Raw genomic sequence first — 25876 nt, 5'->3', positions numbered from 1 at the left:
CTCATTGCAACTTACAATTTTGAACGCAGTTTTTGGGCTTCAAGTATATTGTTTTTTAATAACGGTTAAAAGCGCTGTACTCTCTAGGATATACAGCGCTCAAAACATGAATTACAACATCAACTAATTGCCATTATTTTCTTTTACTGATTGTCTAGCTCACAAGAGAAGGCGTAGTTTGACCTGTTGAACTTTACCTTTTTAAGTGCTGCCAGATTATTTGTTTGCATCAACTTATTATCTTTAAATACAATGTAAGATTTACTATCTGTTGTCTCACAACTTTCTCCTTCATTGCTGCATAGGCTAATCACATCAGTTCCATAGGCATTATCTTTTTTTTCTAACAAGTTAATTAAGTCATGGTTTAACGTTTCAGATTTTACATAGATTTTATCTATCTCCGCTCCACTTCGTACAGCTCTAATCTGGAATCTTTTGTAGCCTTTATAATCGACACCAGCTTCACCAAATACAAATTTGACTTCTGGGTTTATCTGGCTCACCATCGTTTTTTGTGAAATGAGTCCGCCCCAAATCCATCCCACTTGTGGTCCCATTTTTATTTTATAAAAACGACTTGTAATTCCGTTTATGGTTTGAGGTGTTTCGCTTTTTGCTAGTAATCTTACTCGGGTTCCAATATTGAGTGTAGTTAATTTTTCACAGTTTACCGAAGCACAATCTCGTAGAGCAACATCATCGCCTAAAAGATATTGTGATGCTTTGGCTGCAGAATTGGTGTAAACCTCAAATTGTACTTCTTTTGTTTGTGCATAGATATCAGAGGCTACAAAAAGTAGTGCTAAAATCATTATCGCCTGAAAAAGTTTTGATGCTCTTGACTGTGTTTTGTTTACGGTTTGGGTGTTCTTTAAAGTTTTCATAATATGTTGTTTTTGGGTTATACTTTTATTTTGATACTTCAAAGATATGTGCACACCTCAGTGAAATTTATGTGCTTCTAGAATTCGTTAAGAATGATTTAGAATTCGTTGATAATTGGGTTCAGTGCATAAAAAAAGTCTAAACTACTGGTGTAGATTAGACTTATATAATGTTGTTTTTGAGTTATTTTAGATTATTCCAGCGTAATTCCAAAAGCTCTAAAAGCGATTAACTGTCCTGAATGTTCTCCCTTTTCTAAAGTTAAGTTACCTTCAAACTTAGTTTCCCCATCGACATTTACCTGATAATCAATAACCTGATTTTCGTCTTTTTTTGTGAGACTTATTCTCAAGGTTGGCCAGTACGAATCATTTTCGACCCATTCTATGTTACTGTCTTCAAGTTCTTCGATGATGGTTTCCTGCTCTGGTGTTAACGCATTATTCACCACTTCGAGATTAAATTTCATTTTAAGGTCTGAATATGGGACCAATTGCGGGAAATTATTATAAAATGCCAAAAGGCTTTCATGTGCAGATTCGTCATTATCATTTTCTGAATACGCTTTACTCAGCCCTTCATTAATTCTTGCGATGAGTAGTTTCTCATTAACAGGATCAAGGAATTCGTCATCTAGTACCTTTTGAAATTCTTTAATTGCCACATCGTATTCTCCATCTTCCAGATAAAACTGAGCAATAAAATAGTTGAAGTATTTATGGACATGTTCGCGCTCATCTTCTTTTAATTTGTCTTTAAATATTCGAATAAAGTATTCAGGGTTAAAGTATTTGATGAGCTCCCATATTTCATCAAAAAACAAATTGTTTTCAGAAGCAAATAAATTATAATAGCCTATAAACCGTTCTGGATCGGCCGAAAGTTCACTGGTAAGTAATAGGTGTGCGTTTTCTTGTTTGAAATGGTGCTTAGAGATCTCATACAGCTTCTTAGGCTTATACCAATAGTTATCATCTCTAAATTTAATCTCTTTTATTGATTTCTTATGGTATAAATATTTAAATAAAAGAGTGTTTCGATTATAGGCAACTTCTCCCCAAGTACTATTGACATGTATTTCTTTAAAATTTGCGGCTTTATCACGAAACTCTTTAGATTTTTTTAAGTCTCCAGCATAATAATGTGCTCGGCTCAGTGCGATATTATTCCATCCAAATCCTGGTGCTGTACCCAGATATTTTATTGATTTCTCTATGATGGATTTTGAAGCTGGTAAATCGTTTCTAAAAATCTTTATGGCAGATTGCATGTAGTCAAATTCCTTGACGCTTTTGTCCTCATAATTATCTTCATCTCGTGCTATTTCATAACTTTCTTCAGCTTTGTCGTATTTAGCTTGAATAAATTGAAGGTTTCCGTAGTTGTTATAAGACAACCTGTTATATCTTCGTAACTGCTCGCTAAAATATTCAGCCGAATCTAGTTTGATTTGATGCGAATAGATGATATTTTTATAATGATAATAACTCAGCAATGCATCATTAGCACTACTTGGCCAGTATGTATTTAAAAACCATTGGTTGTGTTTATCACTGGTTTTAATAGAATCGGCATATTTGGATGCCATTTCAAGGTTTTCTTCAATTGTAGGTTTTAGAAACTCATATTTCTCTGGACTGTACATTCTATTACGCAGATAAATCCATGAAATATTACTATAAGGATTGATACCAAAATTGAATACAAAATCACGTTTTTGAAGTCGCCTAACCACCTTAATAGCTTCTCCAGGTTTGTCTATGTTTTCATAGCTTTTAGACAAATAATAGATAAGTATGACATACTTTCTTTGAAATTGATAACGATCAATATAAGCGCTAATATCTGTTGTTCTTTTAAGTGCTCGAGGAAAATCTTTTTCGAGTAATTCAATGGCTTTTACAAGTGATTTAATGGCCGACTCATAACCTCTTTTATCTGAGGCTCTGTCATAACGGTAATTAGCTTCAAAAAAATGGCCCACATAATAGGTGCTGTCTAATTGTATCATTTTTTGAGAAAGCTCGTAGGCTTTTCTGCCACTGGGACTTCCTCTAAACTCGCGTTCGAGCCTATCAATTTCAATGCGCTGACCAAAAACAGTCATCAACCCAAAGAAGAAGAATACAAAATATAAGCTTGTTTTTATGTTTGCCTTTTTCACTAACTATCTTTTTAAATTAAGTCTTGATAAGCGTGTAATTTCTTTTTTAACGATACTATCTACAGCATTAGTTTCGTCTCCTCTGCTTTTAAACAGAAGTCTATGTTGAAGTACTGGTTTTACTAGTGATGCCAAATCATCTTCAATGACATAATTTCGTTTATTGATTACTGCATATGCTCTCAAACACTTAAGAAGTATGATTCCTGCTCTAACAGAAGCGCCTAGTAAAATCCCAGAATGCTCTCTTGTTCCTCTAACAATATTATTAATCCCTTGTATAATTTCGTCATCGACATGAACTTCTTCAGCTTTGCTTCTGAGGGCTAAAATATCTGTCATATTTAACACCGCTTCAACGGCATCTTGTGACCTTTGAATTTCTAGTTGTTTTTTATAGATTTCTAATTCGATATCTTCACTTACATAACCAAAACTAATCTTCATAAAGAAACGATCTAATTGTGCATTTGGTAAAGGGTAAGTTCCTTCCATTTCAATTGGGTTTTGCGTCGCTATTACAAAGAAAAGGTCTTCAAGTTTATAGGTTTGGTCTCCAATAGAAATCTGATTTTCTGCCATACATTCCAGTAATGCCGATTGTACTTTTGGCGATGCTCTGTTGATTTCATCTGCTAATAATATATTACAGAATAAAGGTCCTTTTTTGAAAATAAAATCTTTGTTGCTCTCATCATATAAATGCGATCCAATTAAATCCATTGGCAATAAATCTGGAGTAAACTGAATGCGCTTAAAATCGGAATGTTCATGCTTACCCGATAACGAATAGGCTAAAGTTTTTGCCATTACTGTTTTACCAGAACCAGGATTATCTTCTAATAGAATGTGTCCTTTAGCAATAAGACAGGTGATGATTTGAACGATTTGTTCTCTATGACCTTTTACGACTTTGCCTATGTTTTCAATTAATACATCTATATTTTGCCCAGACTTATCTTCAACCGAAGTAGTTGCTGGTTTTAAGTTTTCTGAATGTGTCTGCTCTAAGTCTTGATTCATAATGACATGTTATTTTTTTAAATTAAGATTCAACATATAATGAATCCATTTATTTGGTTTTATAAAATTGATAAATTGTTGTGATTTCGTATATTTTGATAACACTTTTTGATTAAAATCTGAATGAAAACCTTGTACTAATGTAACCTCATCATCGGTAAGTTCGTCTTCGCTATATTTCAGTTTCTGGTATATTTTTACGAAGGCTTCAAAATGAGTTCCAAATTTAGGATCTACAATATCTCTTGCATAAACCATAGGTGTAAGATGCCCTCTTTGAACACCCATTTGATTGAGAACAAAATGAGCGTTTTTATAATTTACCTGAGACAATTCTACCACAGATGTATTGTTTTTAGCTTTTTTAGATAACCACCAATAATAACATAATGGTGATAAGACCAGTATAAACAGTAAAAGTAGTATAGCCGCTAGGATGTAAATAGACCAATCGGTTAGAGTTTTAATAGCACTATCTTGCTCTTCTTCATTAGCCTCGTTTAATTTATCTTCTTCAATTTTTGGGACATGAACTTCCATAATTGTAATAGGGTCTGGAAATAGCGTCATGTAATCTTCTATAGTTTCACTTTTGTATTTCGGTCGTATTCTACCAAGTTTATAGTCAAAAGACACCATGACTGCGGTGTCACCAAGCTTCACATTGGCTAAAGAAATTGTTTGTTCTCCTGCAAATACTTTGGCTTGATTAACATCAAATTTCATATCAATAACATCAGTACTATCGAGAGAAATTCCGTTATCATTAACAATCATTTTGTCAACGCGAACTTGCATTGATTTACCAATAGTATCTACAACGGTAATTAAGCCTTTTCCAACGTAGGTTTCTTTTGTAGGTGGTGTTGGAGGTGTCCCATCGGGTTGAGGCGCTTCTTCGGCATCACTATTACTAACGGTCATATCAAAATCTAACCAACCATATTCTGGAATATATACTTGGGTCCATGCATGAGCTTGGTCTGCATAAAACCAGTACCAGCCTGGAGTTTTATGACTCCTATCTACAGTCATAAATCCAACAGCAACTCTGGTTGGAATGCCTAAAGACCTCAACATAAACAATGAAGATGTCGCATAATAAGTACAGTAACCTTCGTGTGTATTGAAAATAAACTCACCTAGCATACTCGCATTTGGAATATTTGGGTCTGTCGGTTTCCCTGGAGTTAATGTGTAGGTATATAATGGCTCTCCGTTTTCATCTTCCGATAAGAAGTAGTTACGAATGCTTAATATCTTATCTATAGTGGTTTGGTCGCCTTCTGTAAGACTATCAGCCAGTTGTCCTATTTTATTATAGAGGTCTCCATCAGGTACTTCGGTATAATACTCCATAAAACGATCATCTTCTTCATCATAATTTTTAGCAGTTCTTAAAGTACGATATCTGCGTTCCTGGTAATTAACAATAGACCGTTCGGTTGTGTTATAGACAAAATAGGCACTGTTGAGTTCGGACACCTCAGAATATACATTGTAAGCAAACTTATAATCCTTTTTAAATTCTTCTTCTATGGAAATAGGCTGACAAGCATAAGCTGTACTAGGTGCCACAAAAACTTCTGGGCTAAGACCTGCTATGTAAATTGTACTCTTAACTTCTTTAATGGCTCGTTCCATTTTATCATAAATAAGAACAGAGTCATTTTGCTGACTGAAATATTGTGGGATTTTTGTTGGGTTTGGTAAAAACAAATCCCGTACGATACTATCCGGATCAATCTCAAACTGTTCTAATGTTGGATTGTATTGATTTAAATGGTAAAGCGTAATGTACTGAGGATTAGGTGTCGATTCGTTTATGAAGTTATCAATATTGGCACAAAATAAAAGTTCATCAGATACACTTAACCTATCGCGAAGTCCTAAATAATCATCTAAATTAAACTTTGCGCCTGAGCTTCCACCATCGTCTTTAGAGTCTTTCTTTTCTTTATCTTCCTCATCGTCTGAATCACCTTCTTCATCTTCCCCTTGTCCTTGAGTGATTTCATTTTGGATATGATTAATCTTTGTATCTAAAAGCTGAATGGTTGCCCAAAACAGAAATAAAGCAATCAATGAGAATAGAAAAATTCTCAAGACAACCATAAGGTAATTGGTTTTCTTCTGATTTCTTATCGTTTTAAGTAACTCTTTTACGTAAAGTCCATAAAATAGGTATAAGACTGTTGGAGCAATAAGCCATATCATGTCTTTTACATTAGACATTTCCATGTCTGAAATGAGAATTACCGATATAGTCGTTAGTAGTATTGAAAACACAATTAAGTAATATCTCCATTTGGATATTGCAAAGCCAGAAAACCAACCAAATACAAATATGCTTGTGTTTATTTTAAATCTGTTTGCCACATAATAAGCATCAAACTCATTGAAAGACGAAGCGCTAATTGAACTATATATAAGATTAATAACGAGCAGGAGTAGTCCAAAAATAATTAAGAATCTAATTTTAGTTTTATGTAATAAATATGCTGTAATTATACCTGCAGCAAAAACACCAATCAAAATATGTTTGTTGACAAAAAGCAAAGAATAATATTCGGATAGAAAGCCTAATAAAGGATACATGATGAGTATCGTAGGAAGGATTAAAAACAGTAATCCCAGCGTCAGTTCTTTATAGTCTATATGTTTCATATAATCTGTCCTGTAAAATTAGAGTTAGACACTAGTTTCTCTATGTCGTCCTCATTTGTTTTTAACTTTTTACGTGTACTTGACAAAGACCATTTTAATTTACTAAGTTCACTGTTTTGGTCTTTCCTTAGGAATAAATTTTTGAAGTTAAATACATTTTGATGATCTAAATGACGAGATACCTTCACAATAATTATATTAGACGAGCCTTTTTGTATCAGTGTTGTTAACTCATCAATACTAACCAAAGACGACACACATATTACTGATTCTCCTGAAGCTTTTAATTCATTAACTGAGGAATTATTCTGCCAGTTCGCTGAACTTAATTGAAAACCGATACGATCATATTCGTTTACGGTTACAAATTCATTAACCGCCTGATCAATATTGAATTCTACTTTTTTCTCCATTTTTTTAATGTTTAAACACACATTAAAAACGATGTCTTTATAATAATTAAGCATACTGGTAGCGTATGTAGAAGTAAGATCTTTAGTTAATACATTGTAAAAACTCGTATAAAACTTAATATGAGACGCGTAAGGATTAATCACTTCAGGAGTTCGTATGACCAATTCTCTGTTTTTTGCAAAGATTTTCCAAACAATCCTACGTACATCATCACCAACTTCGAAATCTTTATAATTTAAAAAATCCCCTTGTACTTTTCGAGAGGTTTTAATTTTTTCAATTTCCTCTTCTGTCTTAGATGGAGTAATTTCTTTTACCGGAATGTCCATTTCAGAAGAATGCAGGTAAAACGCATTTTTAGATTTCTTATAGGTTGTAAACCGAAAAAACTGTAAATAATCTATAAAACTTATGACATAACCTTTAATGTGGTATTGCTTTCGATCTGGCAACCAGATTAACGATGAGCCTTCTTTAGGAAGTAGTTTTTCAAAGCCTTTGGAGTATTTATTAATAACTATGGCATCTGAAAAATCACCCGTATTAAATTCTATTTTTATTGTTATGTATCCTAGTAATGGAAGTAAAGCTTTGGGTAAAGAAATAATTACAGGTACTTGTCCGGCTTCTCCTTTAATATTACCATCAAGTCCGATATCTATTTTAGGATTGATACTTTTTTTATTGACAACAAAATACAAATAGCAAATTAAGGTGTATAAAAACCCGACACCAACTAAAATCAATATAAATGTACCAATCAACCAAGCAAATAACTTAAGGTAGAGTGCAATAGTCGTTTCTTCTACAAAGAATTCCATTTTAATAAAGTAAATGGATAGTAAGAGTACTAATGCGAAAATTAGTGCATTTCTTTTAAAAGGTAGGTAACTAATAATTCTCGTGAAATTAATATTCAAGGCAAAAATTTATTTGATTTATATCATCGAATTTACAAAGGTTCAATCTACAAAAAATAGATAAGTATATAGTAACTCCCTATAAATTTTAGTTTCAGTTTAACTATTAATCTATTGAATTGAATTTAAGTGGGTGTCATTTTTAAGTTTCAATGATAGTGTTCGTCAATTTTCAAGTCGCTTCAATCGTCTTTGGCTATAAAACACAAAAAAGCCTCACATCTCTGTAAGGCTTTCGTCTTATGAAGTGGTCCCACTTGGGCTCGAACCAAGGACCACCTGATTATGAGTCAGGTGCTCTAACCAACTGAGCTATGGGACCAATAAGGCTGCAATATTACTACATATTTTAATACTCTACAAGAAATTTGTGTCAATATTATTGGTCAATATCCTGACACAACTCAATGAGAACGCCATTTGTTGCTTTTGGATGTAAAAAAGCAATGAGTTTATTGTCGGCGCCTTTCTTTGGTTTTTCATGTATCATTTTAAAACCTTCGGATTTTAAACGCTCAATCTCTTTTTCTATGTCTGAAACTGCAAATGCAATATGATGAATGCCTTCGCCTTTCTTCTCAATAAACTTTGCAATCGGACTCTCATCATGAGTCGCTTGTAATAACTCTATTTTATTAGGTCCTGTTTTAAAAAAAGAGGTGATGACACCTTCGCTTTCTACAGCTTCAGTTTTATAATGCTTTTTTCCAAAAAGAGCTGCAAATAACGTATTTGATGCTTCTATATCTTTTACTGCAATACCAATATGTTCAATTTTTTTCATGTTTTCGTGTTTTGGTTTCCGTAGTCAAACCGGAAATCGTATATAAGGTATGAATTTTGCTATCAAAAATAAGATAATCCTTAAATATCATCTACTTTTGCAGCGCATTGCTACAATTTGTAGTAAAGTCGTTATATTAGAAACTAAATGACCGTTTCAAAACGACTTAAATTTATCATTATGGAACAAGAAACTCAAAGACAAAAAAAAATAGGCGGCGTTCTGCAACAAGATCTTGCAGATGTATTACAAAAAGCAGCTACAGATGGTGGTTTACGTGGTGTTATTATTTCGGTAAGCAAAGTAAGTGTCACCACCGATTTATCTATTGCCAAAGTGTACCTCAGCATCTTTCCTAATAAAGAAGCCTCTGAACTCATTAAAGGTATACGCTCTAACACGCCTTTAATTCGTCATGAATTAGCACAGCGCACTAAAAATCAATTACGTCGCATGCCTAATCTCGAATTTTTTATTGATGATTCCCTCGAATATATTGAAGGCATTGAAAAATCACTAAAAAGAGAAGATAACCCAATTAAAGATCAAGATACTTTAGACAAACGCAAAAAGTCATAAGTGAATGTAGCTCTTTACATAGCGAAGCGATATCTTTTTTCTAAGAGCAGTAATAACTCTATAAATATCATGACTATTATTGCAGCTTCAGGAACCGTTATTGCGGCAGCTGCTTTATTCATCGTATTATCTGGCTTTGCTGGTCTAAAAAGTTTTAGTTTAGAGTTTTCTTCATTTGTTGATCCCGATCTCAAAGCGCTTCCTGTAGAAGGAAAATCTTTCACACTTTCTGAAAGCGATATTAGCAGTATTCAATCTATAAAAGGGGTCCAGAGTTTTACAAAAACCATTGAGGAGCGCGTGATTTTAGAATTTGACAATAAGCGTCAAATTGTAACGATGAAAGGTGTTGATGAGAATTTCAGGACAGTTACTTCTATTGATTCGATGATTTACTACGGAAATTGGCTTGAACGTGATACCGATCAAATTGTATCAGGAGGCGGAATTTCTAATAAATTATCTTACGGCGTTTTAGATCTCACCAGACATCAAAAAATTTATGTTCCAAAGCCTGGAAAAGGGCAAATAACATCTGTAAAAGGAGCGTTCAATTCGATCAAAGCTTATAATATTGGCGTCTTTGATATTAATGAAGAACTCAATAACGAATATATTTTTGCCAATATTGAAACCGCAAGATACCTGCTTAATTACGATGATAATCAAATATCATCCATAGAATTTAAATTACATCCTGAAGCTGACCAAACCGAAGTTTCTAATCAGCTTCAAACCCTTTTAGGTGATACCATACAAATAAAAAACAGAGCACAACTCAATGATGCCTTGTATAAAATGCTCAACACCGAAAATGTAGCGGTTTACCTCATCTTCACACTTGTAATTATCATTGCTCTATTTAATGTTATTGGCGCACTAATCATGATGATTTTAGATAAAAAAGAATCTTTGCACACCTTATTTAATCTAGGTACAACAACTAAGGCTATCAGACGTATTTTCTTTTTACAAGGGAGTTTAATGACTATTCTTTCTGGAATAATTGGTTTGGTTTTAGGACTGATAATTGTGGTTTTACAAAAACAATTTGCGCTAATCATGCTGACGCCATCATTACCTTACCCAGTAGAATTGAAAGTTGTAAATATTTTTATAGTGATGGCTACCATTATTGTTTTAGGAGTATTAGCCTCAAAATTAGCCTCACAAAGAATTACAAAAAAGCTGGTAAAAGGCTAAGTCGTTTAAACAAATTGGTGATTACCAAACTTATCTAAAACCTCATCAAAGGCAGCAAAGACATCTTTAGAATCGTCACTAGTCACCATTTTCATACGGTGTTCTTTAAAATTTGGAATGCCCTTAAAGTAATTGGTGTAATGACGTCTGGTTTCAAAAACACCTAATTTTTCGCCTTTCCAATCGATAGACATTTGTAAATGACGTCTCGCGGCATCCACGCGTTCTGCCATAGAAATTGGCGCTAAATGTTCACCCGTTTCAAAAAAGTGCTTCACTTGCTTAAAAAACCAGGGATTCCCAATGGTCGCACGACCAATCATACAACCATCTAAACCAAAACTATCACGCATAAGCGCTGCTTTTTCAGGAGAATCTACATCGCCATTTCCAAATACAGGAATGTGCATACGCGGATTGTTTTTTACAGCTGCAATAGGTTTCCAATCGGCTTCTCCTTTATACATTTGAGCACGAGTTCTTCCATGGATAGAAATCGCTTTGCAACCTACATCCTGAAGACGTTCGGCAACTTCAACGATTTTAATCGAATCGTGATCCCAGCCTAAACGGGTTTTAACGGTTACTGGCAAGTTAGTACGTTTTACCATTTCGGCTGTTAGGCTTTCCATCAGGCAGATATCCTTTAGGATACCTGCACCTGCACCTTTACTCACCACCTTTTTTACCGGACAGCCAAAATTAATATCAATAATATCGGGATTAGATTTTTCAACAATATCTATGGTTTGTAGCATACTGTCCATATTGGCTCCAAAAATCTGAATCCCAACAGGACGTTCTTTTTCATAGATATCGAGTTTCATGACGCTTTTTGCCGCATCGCGAATTAAGCCCTCACTGGAAATAAACTCGGTGTACACCACATCGGCACCTTGTTCCTTGCATAAAGCTCGAAACGGTGGATCGCTAACATCTTCCATTGGAGCTAACAACAACGGAAAATCTGGAAGTTCTATATCGCCTATTTTTACCAAACTCGATTTATTTTGCGCAAAATTACAGTTTTTTAGGTAATTGTGTATCTTCAACACGGTTTAACTAAATACCATACCAATTTGACAATTCCATTTGAACCCGAACTTTTTGGTATTGCTATTAATATACATTTGATATTAGAATATGTAGCATTTTTTATCGCCTTTAGATATTATGTGGTATTGCGACGAAAATCTAATGATCATATCTCTTCAGGAAATCGCTTGTCGATTATTCTTGGAGCCGCTTTAGGTGCTTTAATTGGATCGCGTGTGGTTGGGTTTTTAGAAAACCCTTTGATTGATGTGTCTCAAACCAATATCATTCAGCTTCTTAATACCAAAACCATCATGGGTGGATTATTTGGTGGTCTATTGGGTGTTGAAATTGCCAAAACAATTATTGGAGAAAAAACATCTTCGGGAGACTTGTTTGTGTTTCCTATTATTCTGGGCATTTTTATTGGTCGCATTGGCTGTTTCCTTTCTGGTATCAACGAATTTACCTACGGAAATGTAACCAGCTCCATATTTGGGATGGATTTAGGTGACGGACTCTCACGACATCCAACATCGCTTTACGAATTGGTGTTTTTGGTCTTCTTATTTATAGCATTACAACAGCTTAAGACAAAGAAAACACTGAAAAATGGCACTCTTTTTAAACTATTTATGCTGGCTTACTTTGGGTTTCGCTTTTGTATTGAATTTTTAAAACCGAATGTATTTTACATCTTCGAACTCAGTACTATTCAATATTTATGTGTAATTTGTTGGTTGTATTATTCAAAGACTATTGCTCAACTATTCTCTCGTTTGAAATCGCGTTAGGGATAGCAGCGGTATCCTTTTTTGAGGTACGAAAAAAAGATTTAGCGAATAGCCCGACGTTTTGCGCTTCTGGAAGATTTTAACCAGATTTTTTTAGATTTAAAGCTTACAGAAGCGCAAAAGGTAACGCCCAACTACAGAATAACACTTAAATATGCCAGTTAGAAAATACACCTATTACGATTTTACACTAAGCCTTTGCCCAGAATGTTTACGGCGTGTAGACGCTAAAATTGTATTTGAAAATGGAAACGTTTACATGCTGAAACGCTGTAATGAACATGGCAATAGTAAGGTGCTCATTGCCGATGATATTACGTATTACAAAAACATACGAAACTATAATAAACCCAGCGAAACTCCTCATACTTTTAATACCAAAACGCATTATGGTTGTCCTTATGATTGTGGGTTATGCCCAGATCATGAGCAACACAGCTGTTTGACTGTTGTTGAAGTGACCGATCGTTGCAATTTAACATGTCCGACCTGTTACGCTGGGTCGTCGCCAACCTATGGAAGACATCGTACTCTGGAAGAGGTTAAAGCCATGCTGGATGCCATCGTTACGAATGAAAAAGAGCCTGATGTGGTTCAGATTTCGGGAGGCGAGCCTACCATCCATCCGCAGTTTTGGGACATTATGGATTATGCGAAATCGCTGCCTATTAGACATTTAATGCTGAATACTAACGGTATTAAAATTGCGAAAGATGTTGCTTTTGCTGAACGCCTTAAAAGCTATGCGCCAGATTTTGAGATTTACCTTCAGTTTGACTCGTTTGAAAACGCAGTGCTGCAAGAATTACGTGGCGCCGATTTAAATGCTGTTCGCCAACAGGCTTTGGATAACCTGAACCGCTTAAACCTTTCAACGACTTTGGTGGTGACGCTCCAAAAAGGGTTGAATGATGGTGAAATCGGAAAAATTATTGATTACGCTCTGCAACAACAATGTGTGCGAGGCGTCACGTTTCAGCCCACACAAATTGCAGGTCGTTTAGATAATTTTAATCCCGAAACCGATCGCATGACCTTGACGGAAGTTCGCCGTAAAATCATGGAACAAACCTCAATTTTTAATAGTGATGATTTACTTCCTGTGCCTTGTAACCCAGACGCTTTGGTCATGGGATATGCTTTAAAATTGGATGGCGAAGTATTTCCGTTAACGCGATATATCAATCCGAATGACTTATTAGACAACAGTAAAAACACCATTATTTACGAACAAGATGAGCAGCTTCATGGCAAGATGATTGAATTGTTTAGTACCGGAAATTCTGTAGAAAAAGCGGAAGAAAACTTAAAATCAATCCTATGCTGTTTACCCAATATTGATGCACCAGAACTGGGTTATGATAATTTGTTTAGAATTATCATTATGCAATTTATAGATGCTTATAATTTTGATGTGCGTGCCATTAAAAAGTCCTGTGTGCATATTGTGGATAAAGACAATAAAATTATTCCATTTGAAACCATGAACTTGTTTTATCGCGACGATAAAAAAGAGCGCTTAGAAGAACTTAAAAAAGAACGTATATGACCGCTTTTGTACTATCAGGTAGTGGCTGGGAATGGATTATTTTTTTGATGATTTTCTTCGGAATTATCGTTCCTTTATTCTTGTTTATCTTCGGGTTCATTAAATACGCGAAAGATAAGAAACAGGGAAAAATAATTTTAATTATTGCTACGCTGTATACAATTATAGGCTTCGGAATTTGTGGAGGCTTCGGATTTTAAAATAGAAACAATGATGATTTTAGGACCAAATATGAACTTTGACGGCTTTTTAATCATGATTTTATTAATCATGTTCGGCCCATCTATTTTACTAACTATTATTGGCGCTTTAGTTTATAAAAAATATAGAAAAGCCGCTAAAGTATTATTCATTCTGGCTGTAGTTTATGTCATTATTAGCTTCGGTATTTGCGGCGCTCTTATGGCTGGAGTTTAACTGTTTTTAATACCCAGATGCCATATATAGCAAGTCCTATTTCGGCAACCGCTCCGAAAATATAACCTGAAGTTGGTGTGCCGTCTATCAACATACTCAATACTCGTCCTGAGCCTAAACCCAACATAAAAATGACGTTTGTAATCAATGCTGTTTTAAGATAATTAGCTTTAAAAACACCTAAAATCCACAGTGCCGAAAACCCTAAATACAATCCCATTACAGCTTTATAAAAGTTGTGCTCATCTATAGTTTTGGGGAATAATTCGAACTGAGCATCTGGAAAAAATGCATAGAGAAAAGCAACGGGAACAACAATAAGCACCGAAATAATCAGGTGGATTTTACAACTAATATTTTGCTTTTTGTAGGACACAAACTGTTATTAAAATTGAATATCTGCTTCTACTTCATTTTCACCACGTTTAACTACAACTCTAGTTTTATCACCTTTATAATAAGTTGATAAGGCGCGCATATAACTCTTCAGGTCTGTAACTAAGCTGTCGCCTAATTTTACAACAATATCTCCTTTTTGAAGTCCGGCTTTTTGAGCTGGTTTTTCTTCACTTATACCATCAATTCGCATGCCTTTACCATCAAATAAATAATCGGGAGTTACACCCAAACCAACTTTAAATCGTGGTAAATTATCACTTTCATTTTTTGTTTTTCTGAATGGCAACTTGCCATTATCGTCTAAATCGGAAATGATTTCAAAAATATAGTCTGAAATAGTAGCCATACCTTCATAATTCAACTTTTCAGAGTCATCACCAGGCTTGTGATAATCTTCATGCTGACCTGTAAAAAAGTGTAACACCGGAAGATCACTATTATAAAACGACGTATGATCACTTGGACCAACACCAGATTCATTTTCTATGATTTTAAATTTAGAGTTATTGGCTTTAACAACCTGCTTTAAAATGGGAGATGTTCCAACACCATAAACTGCCAAAGTACTGTCTTGCTTTAAGCGACCAACCATATCCATATTAATCATATAATTCGCCTTTTTTAAATCTATGGTTGGGTGTTTTGTAAAATAGTTAGAACCCAACAATCCCATTTCTTCACCAGAAAAAGCCATAAACAAATAATTGTTGCCTTTGTTGGCAGACTTTAACTTGTCGGCAAGGTTAAGTAATACTGCAACACCACTTGCATTATCATCGGCACCATTATGAATTGCTTTTGTTTCGCCTCTATATAATGAACCTTCAGCGCCATAACCTAAATGATCGTAATGCGCACCAATAATAATGGTATGTTCGGCCTGGTTATCTAAAAATCCTACCACATTAGTTCCTGTAATAGTACTATCGCCATCTTTTACGGTGTACTTTACCTCTTGATGTGGATCGGTTTTAGGTTTAAATGAAAATGCTTGAAAGTAGCCTTCAGTCCCTTTGGCTTTTAAACCTAAATGTTCAAAACGTTGAGCGATATAATCTGCTGCTGCTTTTTCTCCATCGGTTCCTGTTTGACGGCCTTCGAGCTTATCGTCGGCTAAAAAAGAAACATCGTCCTTAATACTTACCGGTTGGATTTTTTCTTCGGAATCTGATTTACAGCCAACAAAAACAGTCAAAAAAAGGATAAATAATATGTTTTTCATCTTATGAAGTCTTAATTTTGAACAAATTTAGTCATTATTAACATGAAATACATATACCTATTTATATTCGGATTATTACTGTTCAACTGCAAAAATGAAACGAAAACCACTTCCGAAGCAGAGAAAACAGTTCAAACAGAAACTGTTGAAGCTATAAAGGACTCTTTAATATATCCTGAAGAAAAACACTTTAAATCAATTCGTCAAGTGACATTTGGAGGCGATAATGCTGAGGCTTACTGGAGTTTTGATGATAAGCAACTCGTTTTTCAGTCAAATAATAAAGTATGGAATGTAGGCTGTGATCAAATGTTTTTGATGCATGCAGATGAGACTTTTAAAGATCAGGCTCCTCCCATGGTAAGTACAGGAAAAGGGCGAACAACCTGCGCTTATTTCTTACCAGACAATAAACATATCATTTATGCGTCAACACATTTAAAGCAAGACGAATGTCCAGATACACCGTTGCGTAAAAACGGAAAATACATCTGGCCCATCTATGATAGTTATGATATTTTTGTTGCCGATTTAGAAGGTAATATTGTAAAGCAATTAACCAACGAAATTGGCTATGATGCCGAACCAACTGTATCTCCTAAAGGTGATAAAATTGTATTTACTTCAACCCGAAGTGGTGATTTAGAATTATATACCATGAATATTGATGGTTCTGATGTGAAGCAAATTACCAACGAATTGGGTTACGATGGAGGCGCTTTCTTTTCACCTGACGGAACCAAATTAATTTTCCGTTCATCTCGTCCTAAAACAGAACAAGAGATAAAAGATTATAAAGATTTATTAGCTCAAGGCTTAGTTGAGCCTACCGAAATGGAACTCTACATCTGTAATGCTGATGGAAGTGATTTGCGTCAGTTAACCGATTTGGGTAATGCCAACTGGAGTCCGTTTTTTCATCCTTCGGGAGAGAAAATTTTATTCTCTTCAAACTTTGAGGCTGAACGCGGATTTCCATTTAATTTATACTTAATTGATATCGACGGAAAGAATCTAGAACGTGTGACGCATGGCGAAACCTTTGATGCGTTTCCTGTATTTTCTAATGATGGAAAGTATTTAGCCTTCTCTTCAAATCGCAACAATGGAGGCGGAAGAGATACTAACTTATTTATCGCAGAGTGGAAGGATTAGTTTCCGCTTTTGTTTAAACGATCGCGTTCTTCTAAATCTGTAGTTCGCTCGTTAGTTTGAAGTTTTGTGTTTCCGAATTTATATCTGAACCCTAATTTTATATAACGATCATCGACGTCAATAAACTGCGTGTTGAATTGATTTTGATATCGTGTTGCAACGTCAAAATTATGCATATTGAACACATCATTTACAGATAAAGAAATGGTACCTTGTTTATTAAGGATGGTTTTTGAAATGGCCAACTGACTAAATAATCGGTCTTCAACAGTTTGAAATGCCTGAAGGTTTTTTCCGAGCCAGATCACATCAAAATACACATTTAAACTCTTGTCTTTTAGTAAAGAAAAACTGTTTGTTAAATTAGAGTAATTAGACCATTGTGTTTGAGTGACAAAGCCATTACCAAAATTAGTTTCTTCTTCGCGGTTATAAAAGGAGGTTACAAAATAGGAACTCCAATTGTCGGTAATATCATGATACAATTCTAAGTCAAAACCATATTCAACCGTCTTATCAAAATTTACTGAAGTATATTCAATAATATTGGTGGTGTTATTTTGTCTGGGAATTTCTGAGATGTCGCCATCAAAGTTTTGATAATAAGCTCCAACTGTAACCAAGCCATCAAACAATGTTGTTTTAAGCTCATAATAATCTACAAAGGTTGGCACTAAATTAGGGTTACCTGTAACAACATAATTTTCATTCAGGAAAAACCGAAACGGGTTTAAATTAGCATATCCTGGTCTTGAAATACTTCGTTTGTAATTGGCACTCACGCTGTAACTATCAGAAATATTATACTGAAAACTAACATTTGGAAACAGCTCTAAATAATCTTGAGTATTCATGATGTTAGATAACGGTGAAATACCTTCAAGGTCTGTTTGTTCTACTCTTAAACCAACATTGAGGTTGAATGTCTCTGTGCTGGTTGAATAGTTTGCATAAGCTGCATAAATATGCTCGTTATAATCAAAAGCATCAGAATTTTGTAAATCTATCGTTTCATTTCCAGTGTTGGTATCTACATCAAATTGATTTACGGCACTTTCCGTTTGAATCGATGAAAATTTAACACCAGTTTCAAAGTTTGAGTTTTCTGAAATAGGCAAACTGTAATCTATTTTTGCTGCTAAAATTTGAGTGTCTTGATTGGCATTTGTATTAAATGCTGACGTACTTTGAAAATTGTTATTCTGATCAAAAAATTCACTTATAACACGTTGATAGCGTTCATAATTATACGTTGTAAAATGTGTATTAAGTGCTAGTTTTCCTTTGGTAAAATCGTGGCTAAAATCTAAGTCAAAGCCTAAATTATATTTGTCATCACGTGATAGATTGTCTGCTGTAAAATGTGATAAAAAAGTACCGTTAGCATCAGAGATCGTTGTACCATTTGAAATACGATACTTAAAATAAGGTACGTATAGTGAATTGGTTGACAAGCTTAACGTATTATTTTCATTTATAAAATAATCAAAATTAGCGTTTAAGTTATGAGTATCTATCCAGGTATTTCTGTTGGTAATTGAGCGCCAGCTTTCATCAAGATTATTCGAAGTGTCTAAAAAATTTACGGTATCATCACCATCTCTGTTGATTTTTTCTTTTGAATACCCATAATTGATGTTAAAGCTGATATCTTCATTTTTAAAAAAGTGACTTGTTCCAAAATTATACCTTGGAAAAACAGCCTGTGTATAATGCGTAGACACATTACCTCGATAACCCGTAATCAAGTTTTTACTCATCACGATATTTAATACCACGCCACTTTCAGCATCATATTTTGCAGATGGGTTGGTAATCACTTCAACAGACTTAATTGCATGTGCTGAAGACCCTTCAAATAGTTGATTTAAATCTTCGGAAGAGAGATGAACTTTTTTGTCGTTAATATAAACTGTTGGGTTTGAATTTTTAACCGTTATTTCATCACCAATAACTAGAACGCCTGGCGTACTTTTTAACACTTGCAGCATGCTGCCTTCGGTAAGCGCTGTATTTTCTATATTAAAAATGAGTCGGTCAGCCTCACGTTTGAGTGTTGGTTTTTTGACGGTAATATTCACTTCGTCCAGACTCTCAATAGCATCATTAAGTTGAATTGTTTTTAAATCTAAGTGCCCTGTAAGTACAATCTTTTGTTTGTATTCCTGATAACCAATAAATTGAATTTTAACAACATAGGTGTTTAATTCGAGGTTATTTAAACTAAATGCTCCATTTTCATTTGTAGATGTACCATTTAAAACACGGCTCTCATCAAGATCCATCAATATAATTGTTGCAAACTCAATAGGTTGGTTATTAGCATCGACAACTGTTCCGGATACAGATAATTCTTGCGCCTGGCTCATTAATGAGCACAACAAAAACAACATCGAATGAAGTAGGAATTTCAAATTAATAAGGGTTTTATCTTGCAAGATAACATTTGTTTTTAAATAGTATTTACGGTTTTTCCACACTTATTAAGGTTTTGTAAACATTTATAACGTTTTATGCGTAATAAATCAATTATATTTGCAAATCTTTATCGAGATGAATTAGGATGTTATGAAGCATATTAGAAATTTTTGCATTATTGCACATATTGACCACGGAAAAAGTACGCTTGCCGATCGACTACTCGATTTTACTGGCGCTGTGACTGCTCGTGAAAAACAAGACCAGCTTTTAGATAGTATGGACTTGGAACGCGAACGTGGTATTACCATTAAGTCGCATGCCATTCAAATGGAATACACTTATGAAGGACAAGAGTATGTGCTTAATTTGATTGACACACCTGGTCACGTTGATTTTTCATATGAAGTATCACGATCTATCGCTGCTTGTGAAGGCGCATTATTGATTGTAGATGCGGCACAAAGCATACAGGCGCAAACCATTTCAAACTTATACCTCGCTCTCGAAAATGATTTAGAAATTATTCCTGTGCTTAACAAAGTAGATTTGCCTAGTGCAAACCCTGAAGAGGTTACAGATGATATTGTTGATCTTTTAGGTTGCGACCCTGAAGAAGTTATTCATGCCAGTGGAAAAACAGGCTTTGGCGTTGATAATATTTTAAAAGCTATTATCGAACGTGTTCCTGCTCCAAAAGGCGATCCAGAAGCACCATTACAAGCCTTGATTTTTGATTCGGTTTATAATACGTTTAGAGGAATTGAAACTTATTTTAGAGTCTTTAACGGAGAAATTAAAAAAGGGCAAAAAATTAAATTTGTTGCTACAGATAAAGAGTATTATGCTGATGAAGTTGGTACATTGAAACTTAATCAGGTTCCTAAAAAAAGTGTAAAGGCAGGTGATGTAGGGTATTTAATTACAGGAATTAAAACCGCTAAAGAAGTAAAAGTTGGTGATACCATAACCGATTTTGCTAATCCAACGACAAATATTGTTGAAGGTTTTGAAGATGTAAAACCTATGGTTTTTGCTGGTATATACCCAGTAGATACCGAAGATTACGAAGAGCTACGTGCCTCTATGGAAAAACTACAGCTCAACGATGCCTCATTAGTATTTCAACCTGAAAGTTCTGCAGCTCTAGGTTTTGGTTTCCGTTGTGGATTCTTAGGAATGCTACACATGGAAATCATTCAAGAACGTTTGGAGCGTGAATTTGATATGACTGTGATTACAACTGTTCCTAACGTATCGTATCACGCATATACTAATAAAAATCCTGATGAAGCTTTTATTGTAAACAATCCGTCAGATTTACCAGAACCCACAACAATTAATCGTGTAGAAGAGCCTTTTATTAAAGCAACCATTATTACAAAAGCTGATTTTGTTGGTAATGTCATGTCGCTTTGTATTGAAAAACGTGGTATGATTATGAACCAAACCTATTTAACACCAGAACGTGTTGAATTAACCTTTGAAATGCCTCTTGCTGAAATTGTCTTTGATTTTTACGATCGATTAAAAACAGTTTCAAAAGGCTACGCTTCGTTTGATTATTCGCCAATTGGAATGAAAGTCTCAAAATTAGTCCGTTTAGATATTTTATTAAACGCTCAAACCGTAGATGCGCTTTCGGCTTTAATACATGCTGATAATGCACATACGATTGGTAAAAAAATGTGTGAAAAACTAAAAGAGCTTATCCCTAGACAGCAATTTGATATTCCAATTCAAGCTGCTATTGGTGCCAAAATTATTTCTCGGGAAACCATAAAAGCCCTTAGAAAAGATGTAACGGCAAAGTGTTATGGTGGTGATATTTCTCGTAAACGAAAGTTATTAGAAAAGCAGAAAAAAGGTAAAAAACGTATGCGTCAAGTTGGAAATGTAGAAATACCTCAACAAGCATTTATGGCTGTATTAAAATTAAATGATTAACACTCAGGATTCATTTAAAAAAACTAAATCTTTCATAATTCTTGTTTTTTTGATGCCTATTTCACCTTATTTTAATTTAAATGATTTAATATTATAATATTCAAAACGTTACAAAACTCAACTTTCATTTTATTAACCTAGCCATAACCTAGAAGATTTCTCTTCGGTTTTTTTGTACATTTAGGACAACCAACCTTTATATACACATGCGTTTTAGAGTCACATTTCTAAAATCAATCGGTCTTATCTTGTGTTTTGTTTATATACTAACATCTAAACTTTATGCACAACAGTTAGATTTTTTTAAGTATGGCGTTGAAAAAGGGCTTTCACAGGAAACTATTAACACCATACTTAAAGACAGTGATGGGTTTTTATGGTTAGGGACTCAAGATGGTTTAAACCGTTTTGATGGTCACTCATTTAAAGTTTATAAATCGCAAAAAAATAAGCCTAAAGGGATTTCTGGTAACTTTATAAATGCACTTGCCGAAGATACTATTGGTAATATTTGGATAGCAACTAAAAATAATGGCATTTGTTATTATTCACCTAGTACAGATCAATTCACTAAAATTGAAATTCCTAGGCTACCTAGCAACATTCAATGCAACAAGCTATCTTTAAATCATACAGGTCATATTGTTGCCTCTTTTTTGGATCAAGGTTTGGCTATTGCAACCATAACAAATAATGGTATAGAGGTTTCTAAAATTCCGTTTTTTGATAGCACTCCAGCAAACATTACAGCACTAAACGTCATTAAAAATAAAATATGGGTGGGCACACGAGATGGAGATGTGTATTATGCAACTATTGGTGATACTGACTATGACTTTAAACGACTAAACTATGACTTTAAAGCTCATAAAATTCACAACTTTTATGGAACAAAAAATGGGATATGGATAGGAACAGATAATGGATTGTTTTATAATAATCTGGACATAAATGAAATTCATAACATTTCTCTAAACACTAATAAAACTGTTGCTGTATTTGACATAAATTCGAAGAACGACCAATTATTTTTAGCAACAGATGCTGGCTTTTTTTGGTGTAAAAACTTTGATTTAGACTCAAAATCCTTTTTACAAACCTCAACCTTTGATACAGGTTCTAGTGAAGAAACTGGTTTGTTAACCAATAGAATTAACTGTGTATTTGCTGAAGAAGATTTTTTGTGGTTAGGTGCCGATAAACTCTATCAAGCTACTTTGAAAAATCCTGTATTTGGCTTGGTACAAAAAAATAAGCCTCGTAAAAACACCTTAAAAAATGAACATGTATACACTTTTGCAAAAAACAGACAAGGTCTTTGGGTTGGCACTTTAGAAGGATTACACTTAATTACAAATGACACCACATATTATTTTAATAACTTTCCTCATAGCACTGTACGAAGTGTTGCGATAGACTCCAAAAAGAACCTGTGGGTTGGTACTCAAAAAGGTATAATTACAGCTAAACTAGATACTTTTAATCCAGATTTTCCAGAGTTTTCTGTTATTGAAAAACACAAAATTGATTCATTAAGCCTCAACAATCCGAAGATTAGAAATATATATACAGATAGCAATGGTGATGTTTGGATTGCCACATTAGGAGGTGGCACTCATCGTTTTATAGGTGACCTAGAACTTAAAGATTATAGATTTCAGCAGTTTAAAAATAATCCTAACGACAGTAATAGTATTAGCACTAATGTAAATTATGTCGTTTATAAAGACCATACTAATACGTATTGGATTGGTACTGAAAATGGCTTAAATCGAATGCGGTTTTCGTCTTCAAATTTTAATAACCCTAAATTTAAATGGTTTAAAAACGAAGACAAAAACCCTAACTCTATCAGTAATAATACAGTACTTAGTATTTATGAAGATAGTGATAACACCTTATGGATTGGAACATTAAATGGTATTAATAAATATAATTCTGAAACCGAAACTTTTAAAAATTACAATGAAGATTATGGGTTAACGAACGGTGTTGTTTATGCCATTGAAGAAGATTTTTCGGGACTTTTATGGTTAACAACTAATGCAGGAATCTTCAGTTTTGATAAAGATAAGGAACGGTTTATTAATTATAATGCTAATGACGGGTTACAAGGTAATGAGTTTAATTTAGGAGGTAGTTACAAAGATGATAATGGTATTATTTACGTTGGTGGTACTAATGGTTACAACTACTTTGATCCTTTTGATATTAGCAAATTAGACAAACAGGGAGCGCTAACATTTACCAATGTAAAAATTAATAATACCAATCAATTTTTCAAATCATTGATTAGTAAAAACGACGATAAGGCGTCTAAAATTAAGCTGGCTTATAATCAATTTCCTTTCTATTTAGAATTTTCAGATTTAGATTTTAATCCTCAAAAAAATAATAGTTACGTCTACAAACTATTACCCAATGACAAGGATTGGAATGACCTTCAAGACCGAAAAGAAATTCAGTTTTTAAATATGGCTTCAGGAGATTATACACTTATGGTTCAAGGAAAAACCAGAGGTGAAATCTGGAACTCCGAACCTTTAAAATTGGCTCTGGAAGTGACACCTCCTTGGTGGAAAACACATGTGGCATATGCAACTTATGCTTTAATATTCTTGTCATTTATATCTGCATTATACTATTTTCAGCTACAAAAAAAGTTACAGCAACAACAAACACAAAAATTAGAAGAATTAGACGCGTTAAAAACCAAATTGTATACTAATATTACGCATGAGTTTAGAACGCCATTAACTGTAATCAAAGGCGTAGCCTCTAATTTAAGTGACGCATTTCAGAATAAAAAAGACCAAGACACAGTCAAATCATTAAAAACCATTGAACATAATAGTGACACTGTTCTTAAGCTGGTCAATCAAATGTTAGATCTTGCCAAAATTGATAAGCAAAAAATGACTTTGAACCTTATTCAGGCTGATTTGGTTTGGTATATAAAACAAATTGTCGGTCATTTTTCATCTTATGCAGAAACCAAAGGAATACAGCTGACTTACTATACAGAAAACCAAGAACTCATAACCGATTTTGATGCCCAAGCCATTCAAAAAATAATGACCAACCTGCTGAGTAATGCTATTAAAAGCTGTAATAAAAATGATCAGGTCATAGTACATTTAAAAACTGAAAATAATCTTGTATTGATTCATGTTAAAGATTCAGGAAAAGGAATTAAAGCACATCATTTGCCATATATCTTTGATCGATTCTATCAGGTTGATAACGATATTGAATATACTGAAGAAGGTTCGGGTATCGGACTCACTCTTACCAAAGAACTAATTCACCTCATGAATGGCTCTATAACCGTTGAAAGTGAAATACATGTCGGCAGCACATTTAATATTAGCTTCCCTATTTCAAATACAGCAAAGGTTGAATCCCTAAAAGCCCCTTTGATTGATACATTAATGTTATCTAATTCTACTCAGTCTATAACAACAGAACCTTCGGTAAACTCACAGAAAGAAGATGCAGTTATATTAATAGTCGATGATAATAAAGATATTTTAGACCTCTTATATGCTGCTTTAAAAGATTATTATCAAATTATAATAGCCAATAATGGAAATGAAGGTATTGAAAATGCAATTGAATTTATACCAGATGTAATCATTAGTGATGTTATGATGCCAGAAAAAAATGGCTTTGAACTTTGTAAAACATTAAAGAACGACGAAAGAACATCACATATCCCAATTATACTGTTAACTGCTAAAGCCTCAGAACAGGATAAAATTAGAGGACTTTCTAATGGTGCCGATGCTTTTATCACCAAGCCATTTAATAAAGCAGAACTCTTTATAAGAATTCAAGAGCTTATTAAACTGAGAACATTACTCTATCAAAAATATACCAGTGCTTCGTCTTGGGATGCCATTTCGAGTAAAGACCTTGAAGACAAAGACGCTACATTTATGAATAAGGTTTTATTTAGTATCGAACAGCACTTAGAAGATGCGTCATTTAATTCGATGCGATTAGCAAGAACCTTAAACCTAAGTGAGTCTCAATTGTATAGAAAATTAAAGGCTATAACCGATGATTCAACCGCTGTTTTTATACGTCGAGTTCGTTTGCAAAAAGCAAAAACAATACTTCAAAATTCTGAATTTACTGTGTCTGAGGTTGCCTATCAAACAGGTTTTAATAGTCCTGGCTGGTTTAGTAGAGCTTTTAAAGAAGAATTCGGGTTCTCTCCAAATGCATTACGCAAATAGCTAAAAATCAGTTAATTAAAATTATCTCCATGCTTTAAATGCATAAATAGTATATCC

General features: G+C 34.1%; 19 protein-coding genes and 1 tRNA gene. 9 read left to right on the top strand and 11 right to left on the bottom strand.

The window, feature by feature from the left end; translation table 11 throughout:
- Positions 1-143: 143 nt before the first annotated feature.
- From H7350_RS03915 to mce, 7 genes are all read right to left on the bottom strand, one after another.
- On the bottom strand, positions 144-887 hold the full coding sequence (locus H7350_RS03915) for an SH3 domain-containing protein (protein ID WP_204344557.1): 744 nt from the start codon (positions 885-887) through the stop codon (positions 144-146).
- Positions 888-1081: 194 nt separating this feature from the next.
- Positions 1082-3052, bottom strand: a complete 1971-nt coding sequence (locus H7350_RS03910) for a hypothetical protein (RefSeq protein ID WP_204344556.1) — start codon at positions 3050-3052, stop codon at positions 1082-1084.
- Positions 3053-3055: 3 nt separating this feature from the next.
- Entirely contained in the window at positions 3056-4075 is a 1020-nt protein-coding gene (locus H7350_RS03905) for an AAA family ATPase (RefSeq protein WP_204344555.1), read from the bottom strand.
- A 9-nt stretch (positions 4076-4084) separates the two neighbouring features.
- The gene (locus H7350_RS03900) at positions 4085-6742 is read right to left on the bottom strand and encodes a transglutaminase-like domain-containing protein (RefSeq protein ID WP_204344554.1); all 2658 of its coding nucleotides are present in this window, start codon (positions 6740-6742) and stop codon (positions 4085-4087) included.
- Positions 6739-7977 carry a DUF58 domain-containing protein gene (locus H7350_RS03895; protein ID WP_204344553.1) on the bottom strand — a complete coding sequence of 413 codons (1239 nt, stop codon included), beginning with the start codon at positions 7975-7977 and terminating at the stop codon, positions 6739-6741. The genes H7350_RS03900 and H7350_RS03895 overlap by 4 nt, the downstream gene beginning before the upstream one ends.
- Positions 7978-8324: 347 nt before the next feature.
- Positions 8325-8398 (bottom strand) — tRNA-Ile (locus H7350_RS03890).
- A 57-nt stretch (positions 8399-8455) separates the two neighbouring features.
- Complete coding sequence (mce, locus tag H7350_RS03885; RefSeq protein WP_204344552.1) at positions 8456-8860, bottom strand: methylmalonyl-CoA epimerase; 405 nt, start codon at positions 8858-8860, stop codon at positions 8456-8458.
- A 180-nt stretch (positions 8861-9040) separates the two neighbouring features.
- Here mce and rbfA point away from each other — a divergent pair, with 180 nt between their 5' ends.
- Together rbfA and H7350_RS03875 are read left to right on the top strand one after the other, a co-directional pair.
- The gene (rbfA, locus tag H7350_RS03880; protein WP_204344551.1) at positions 9041-9439 is read left to right on the top strand and encodes a 30S ribosome-binding factor RbfA; all 399 of its coding nucleotides are present in this window, start codon (positions 9041-9043) and stop codon (positions 9437-9439) included.
- A gap of 69 nt (positions 9440-9508) precedes the next feature.
- The gene (locus tag H7350_RS03875; RefSeq protein ID WP_235989252.1) at positions 9509-10642 is read left to right on the top strand and encodes an ABC transporter permease; all 1134 of its coding nucleotides are present in this window, start codon (positions 9509-9511) and stop codon (positions 10640-10642) included.
- 5 nt (positions 10643-10647) lie between these two features.
- On the opposite strand, the gene dusB is transcribed toward H7350_RS03875, so the two are convergent.
- On the bottom strand, positions 10648-11640 hold the full coding sequence (dusB, locus tag H7350_RS03870; protein ID WP_204344949.1) for a tRNA dihydrouridine synthase DusB: 993 nt from the start codon (positions 11638-11640) through the stop codon (positions 10648-10650).
- Positions 11641-11721: 81 nt separating this feature from the next.
- Here dusB and H7350_RS03865 point away from each other — a divergent pair, with 81 nt between their 5' ends.
- From H7350_RS03865 to H7350_RS03850, 4 genes are all read left to right on the top strand, one after another.
- Positions 11722-12471 carry a prolipoprotein diacylglyceryl transferase gene (locus H7350_RS03865; protein ID WP_204344549.1) on the top strand — a complete coding sequence of 250 codons (750 nt, stop codon included), beginning with the start codon at positions 11722-11724 and terminating at the stop codon, positions 12469-12471.
- Between the two features lie 154 nt (positions 12472-12625).
- Entirely contained in the window at positions 12626-14020 is a 1395-nt protein-coding gene (locus H7350_RS03860) for a radical SAM protein (RefSeq protein WP_204344548.1), read from the top strand.
- Positions 14017-14220: a hypothetical protein gene (locus H7350_RS03855; RefSeq protein WP_204344547.1), complete on the top strand. Its 204-nt coding sequence runs from the start codon at positions 14017-14019 to the stop codon at positions 14218-14220. Before H7350_RS03860 ends, H7350_RS03855 begins: the two co-directional genes overlap by 4 nt.
- 10 nt (positions 14221-14230) lie before the next feature.
- A complete protein-coding gene (locus H7350_RS03850) occupies positions 14231-14437 on the top strand; it encodes a hypothetical protein (protein WP_204344546.1) in 207 nt (68 codons plus the stop codon).
- Here the strand turns inward: H7350_RS03850 and H7350_RS03845 are convergent.
- Positions 14421-14813, bottom strand: a complete 393-nt coding sequence (locus H7350_RS03845) for a DUF4345 family protein (protein WP_204344545.1) — start codon at positions 14811-14813, stop codon at positions 14421-14423. The two genes, H7350_RS03850 and H7350_RS03845, sit on opposite strands and share 17 nt — an antisense overlap.
- A gap of 9 nt (positions 14814-14822) precedes the next feature.
- Positions 14823-16058: a M28 family peptidase gene (locus tag H7350_RS03840; protein ID WP_204344544.1), complete on the bottom strand. Its 1236-nt coding sequence runs from the start codon at positions 16056-16058 to the stop codon at positions 14823-14825.
- A 42-nt stretch (positions 16059-16100) separates the two neighbouring features.
- Here H7350_RS03840 and H7350_RS03835 point away from each other — a divergent pair, with 42 nt between their 5' ends.
- Complete coding sequence (locus H7350_RS03835) at positions 16101-17213, top strand: TolB family protein (RefSeq protein WP_204344543.1); 1113 nt, start codon at positions 16101-16103, stop codon at positions 17211-17213.
- Here the strand turns inward: H7350_RS03835 and H7350_RS03830 are convergent.
- Positions 17210-19627, bottom strand: coding sequence for a TonB-dependent receptor domain-containing protein (locus H7350_RS03830; protein ID WP_235989251.1), 2418 nt, complete (start codon positions 19625-19627; stop codon positions 17210-17212). The two genes, H7350_RS03835 and H7350_RS03830, sit on opposite strands and share 4 nt — an antisense overlap.
- Before the next feature lie 154 nt (positions 19628-19781).
- On the opposite strand from H7350_RS03830, the gene lepA reads away from it, so the two are divergent.
- Entirely contained in the window at positions 19782-21578 is a 1797-nt protein-coding gene (gene lepA, locus H7350_RS03825) for a translation elongation factor 4 (RefSeq protein WP_204344542.1), read from the top strand.
- A gap of 206 nt (positions 21579-21784) precedes the next feature.
- Positions 21785-25819 (top strand): hybrid sensor histidine kinase/response regulator transcription factor, encoded by a 4035-nt coding sequence (locus H7350_RS03820; RefSeq protein ID WP_204344541.1) that lies wholly within the window; start codon positions 21785-21787, stop codon positions 25817-25819.
- Positions 25820-25876 lie beyond the last annotated feature (57 nt).

This window comes from Psychroserpens algicola, from assembly GCF_014526325.1.
GTDB classification, from domain to species: domain Bacteria; phylum Bacteroidota; class Bacteroidia; order Flavobacteriales; family Flavobacteriaceae; genus Psychroserpens; species Psychroserpens algicola.
This window is presented reverse-complemented; position numbering and strand designations above follow the sequence as displayed.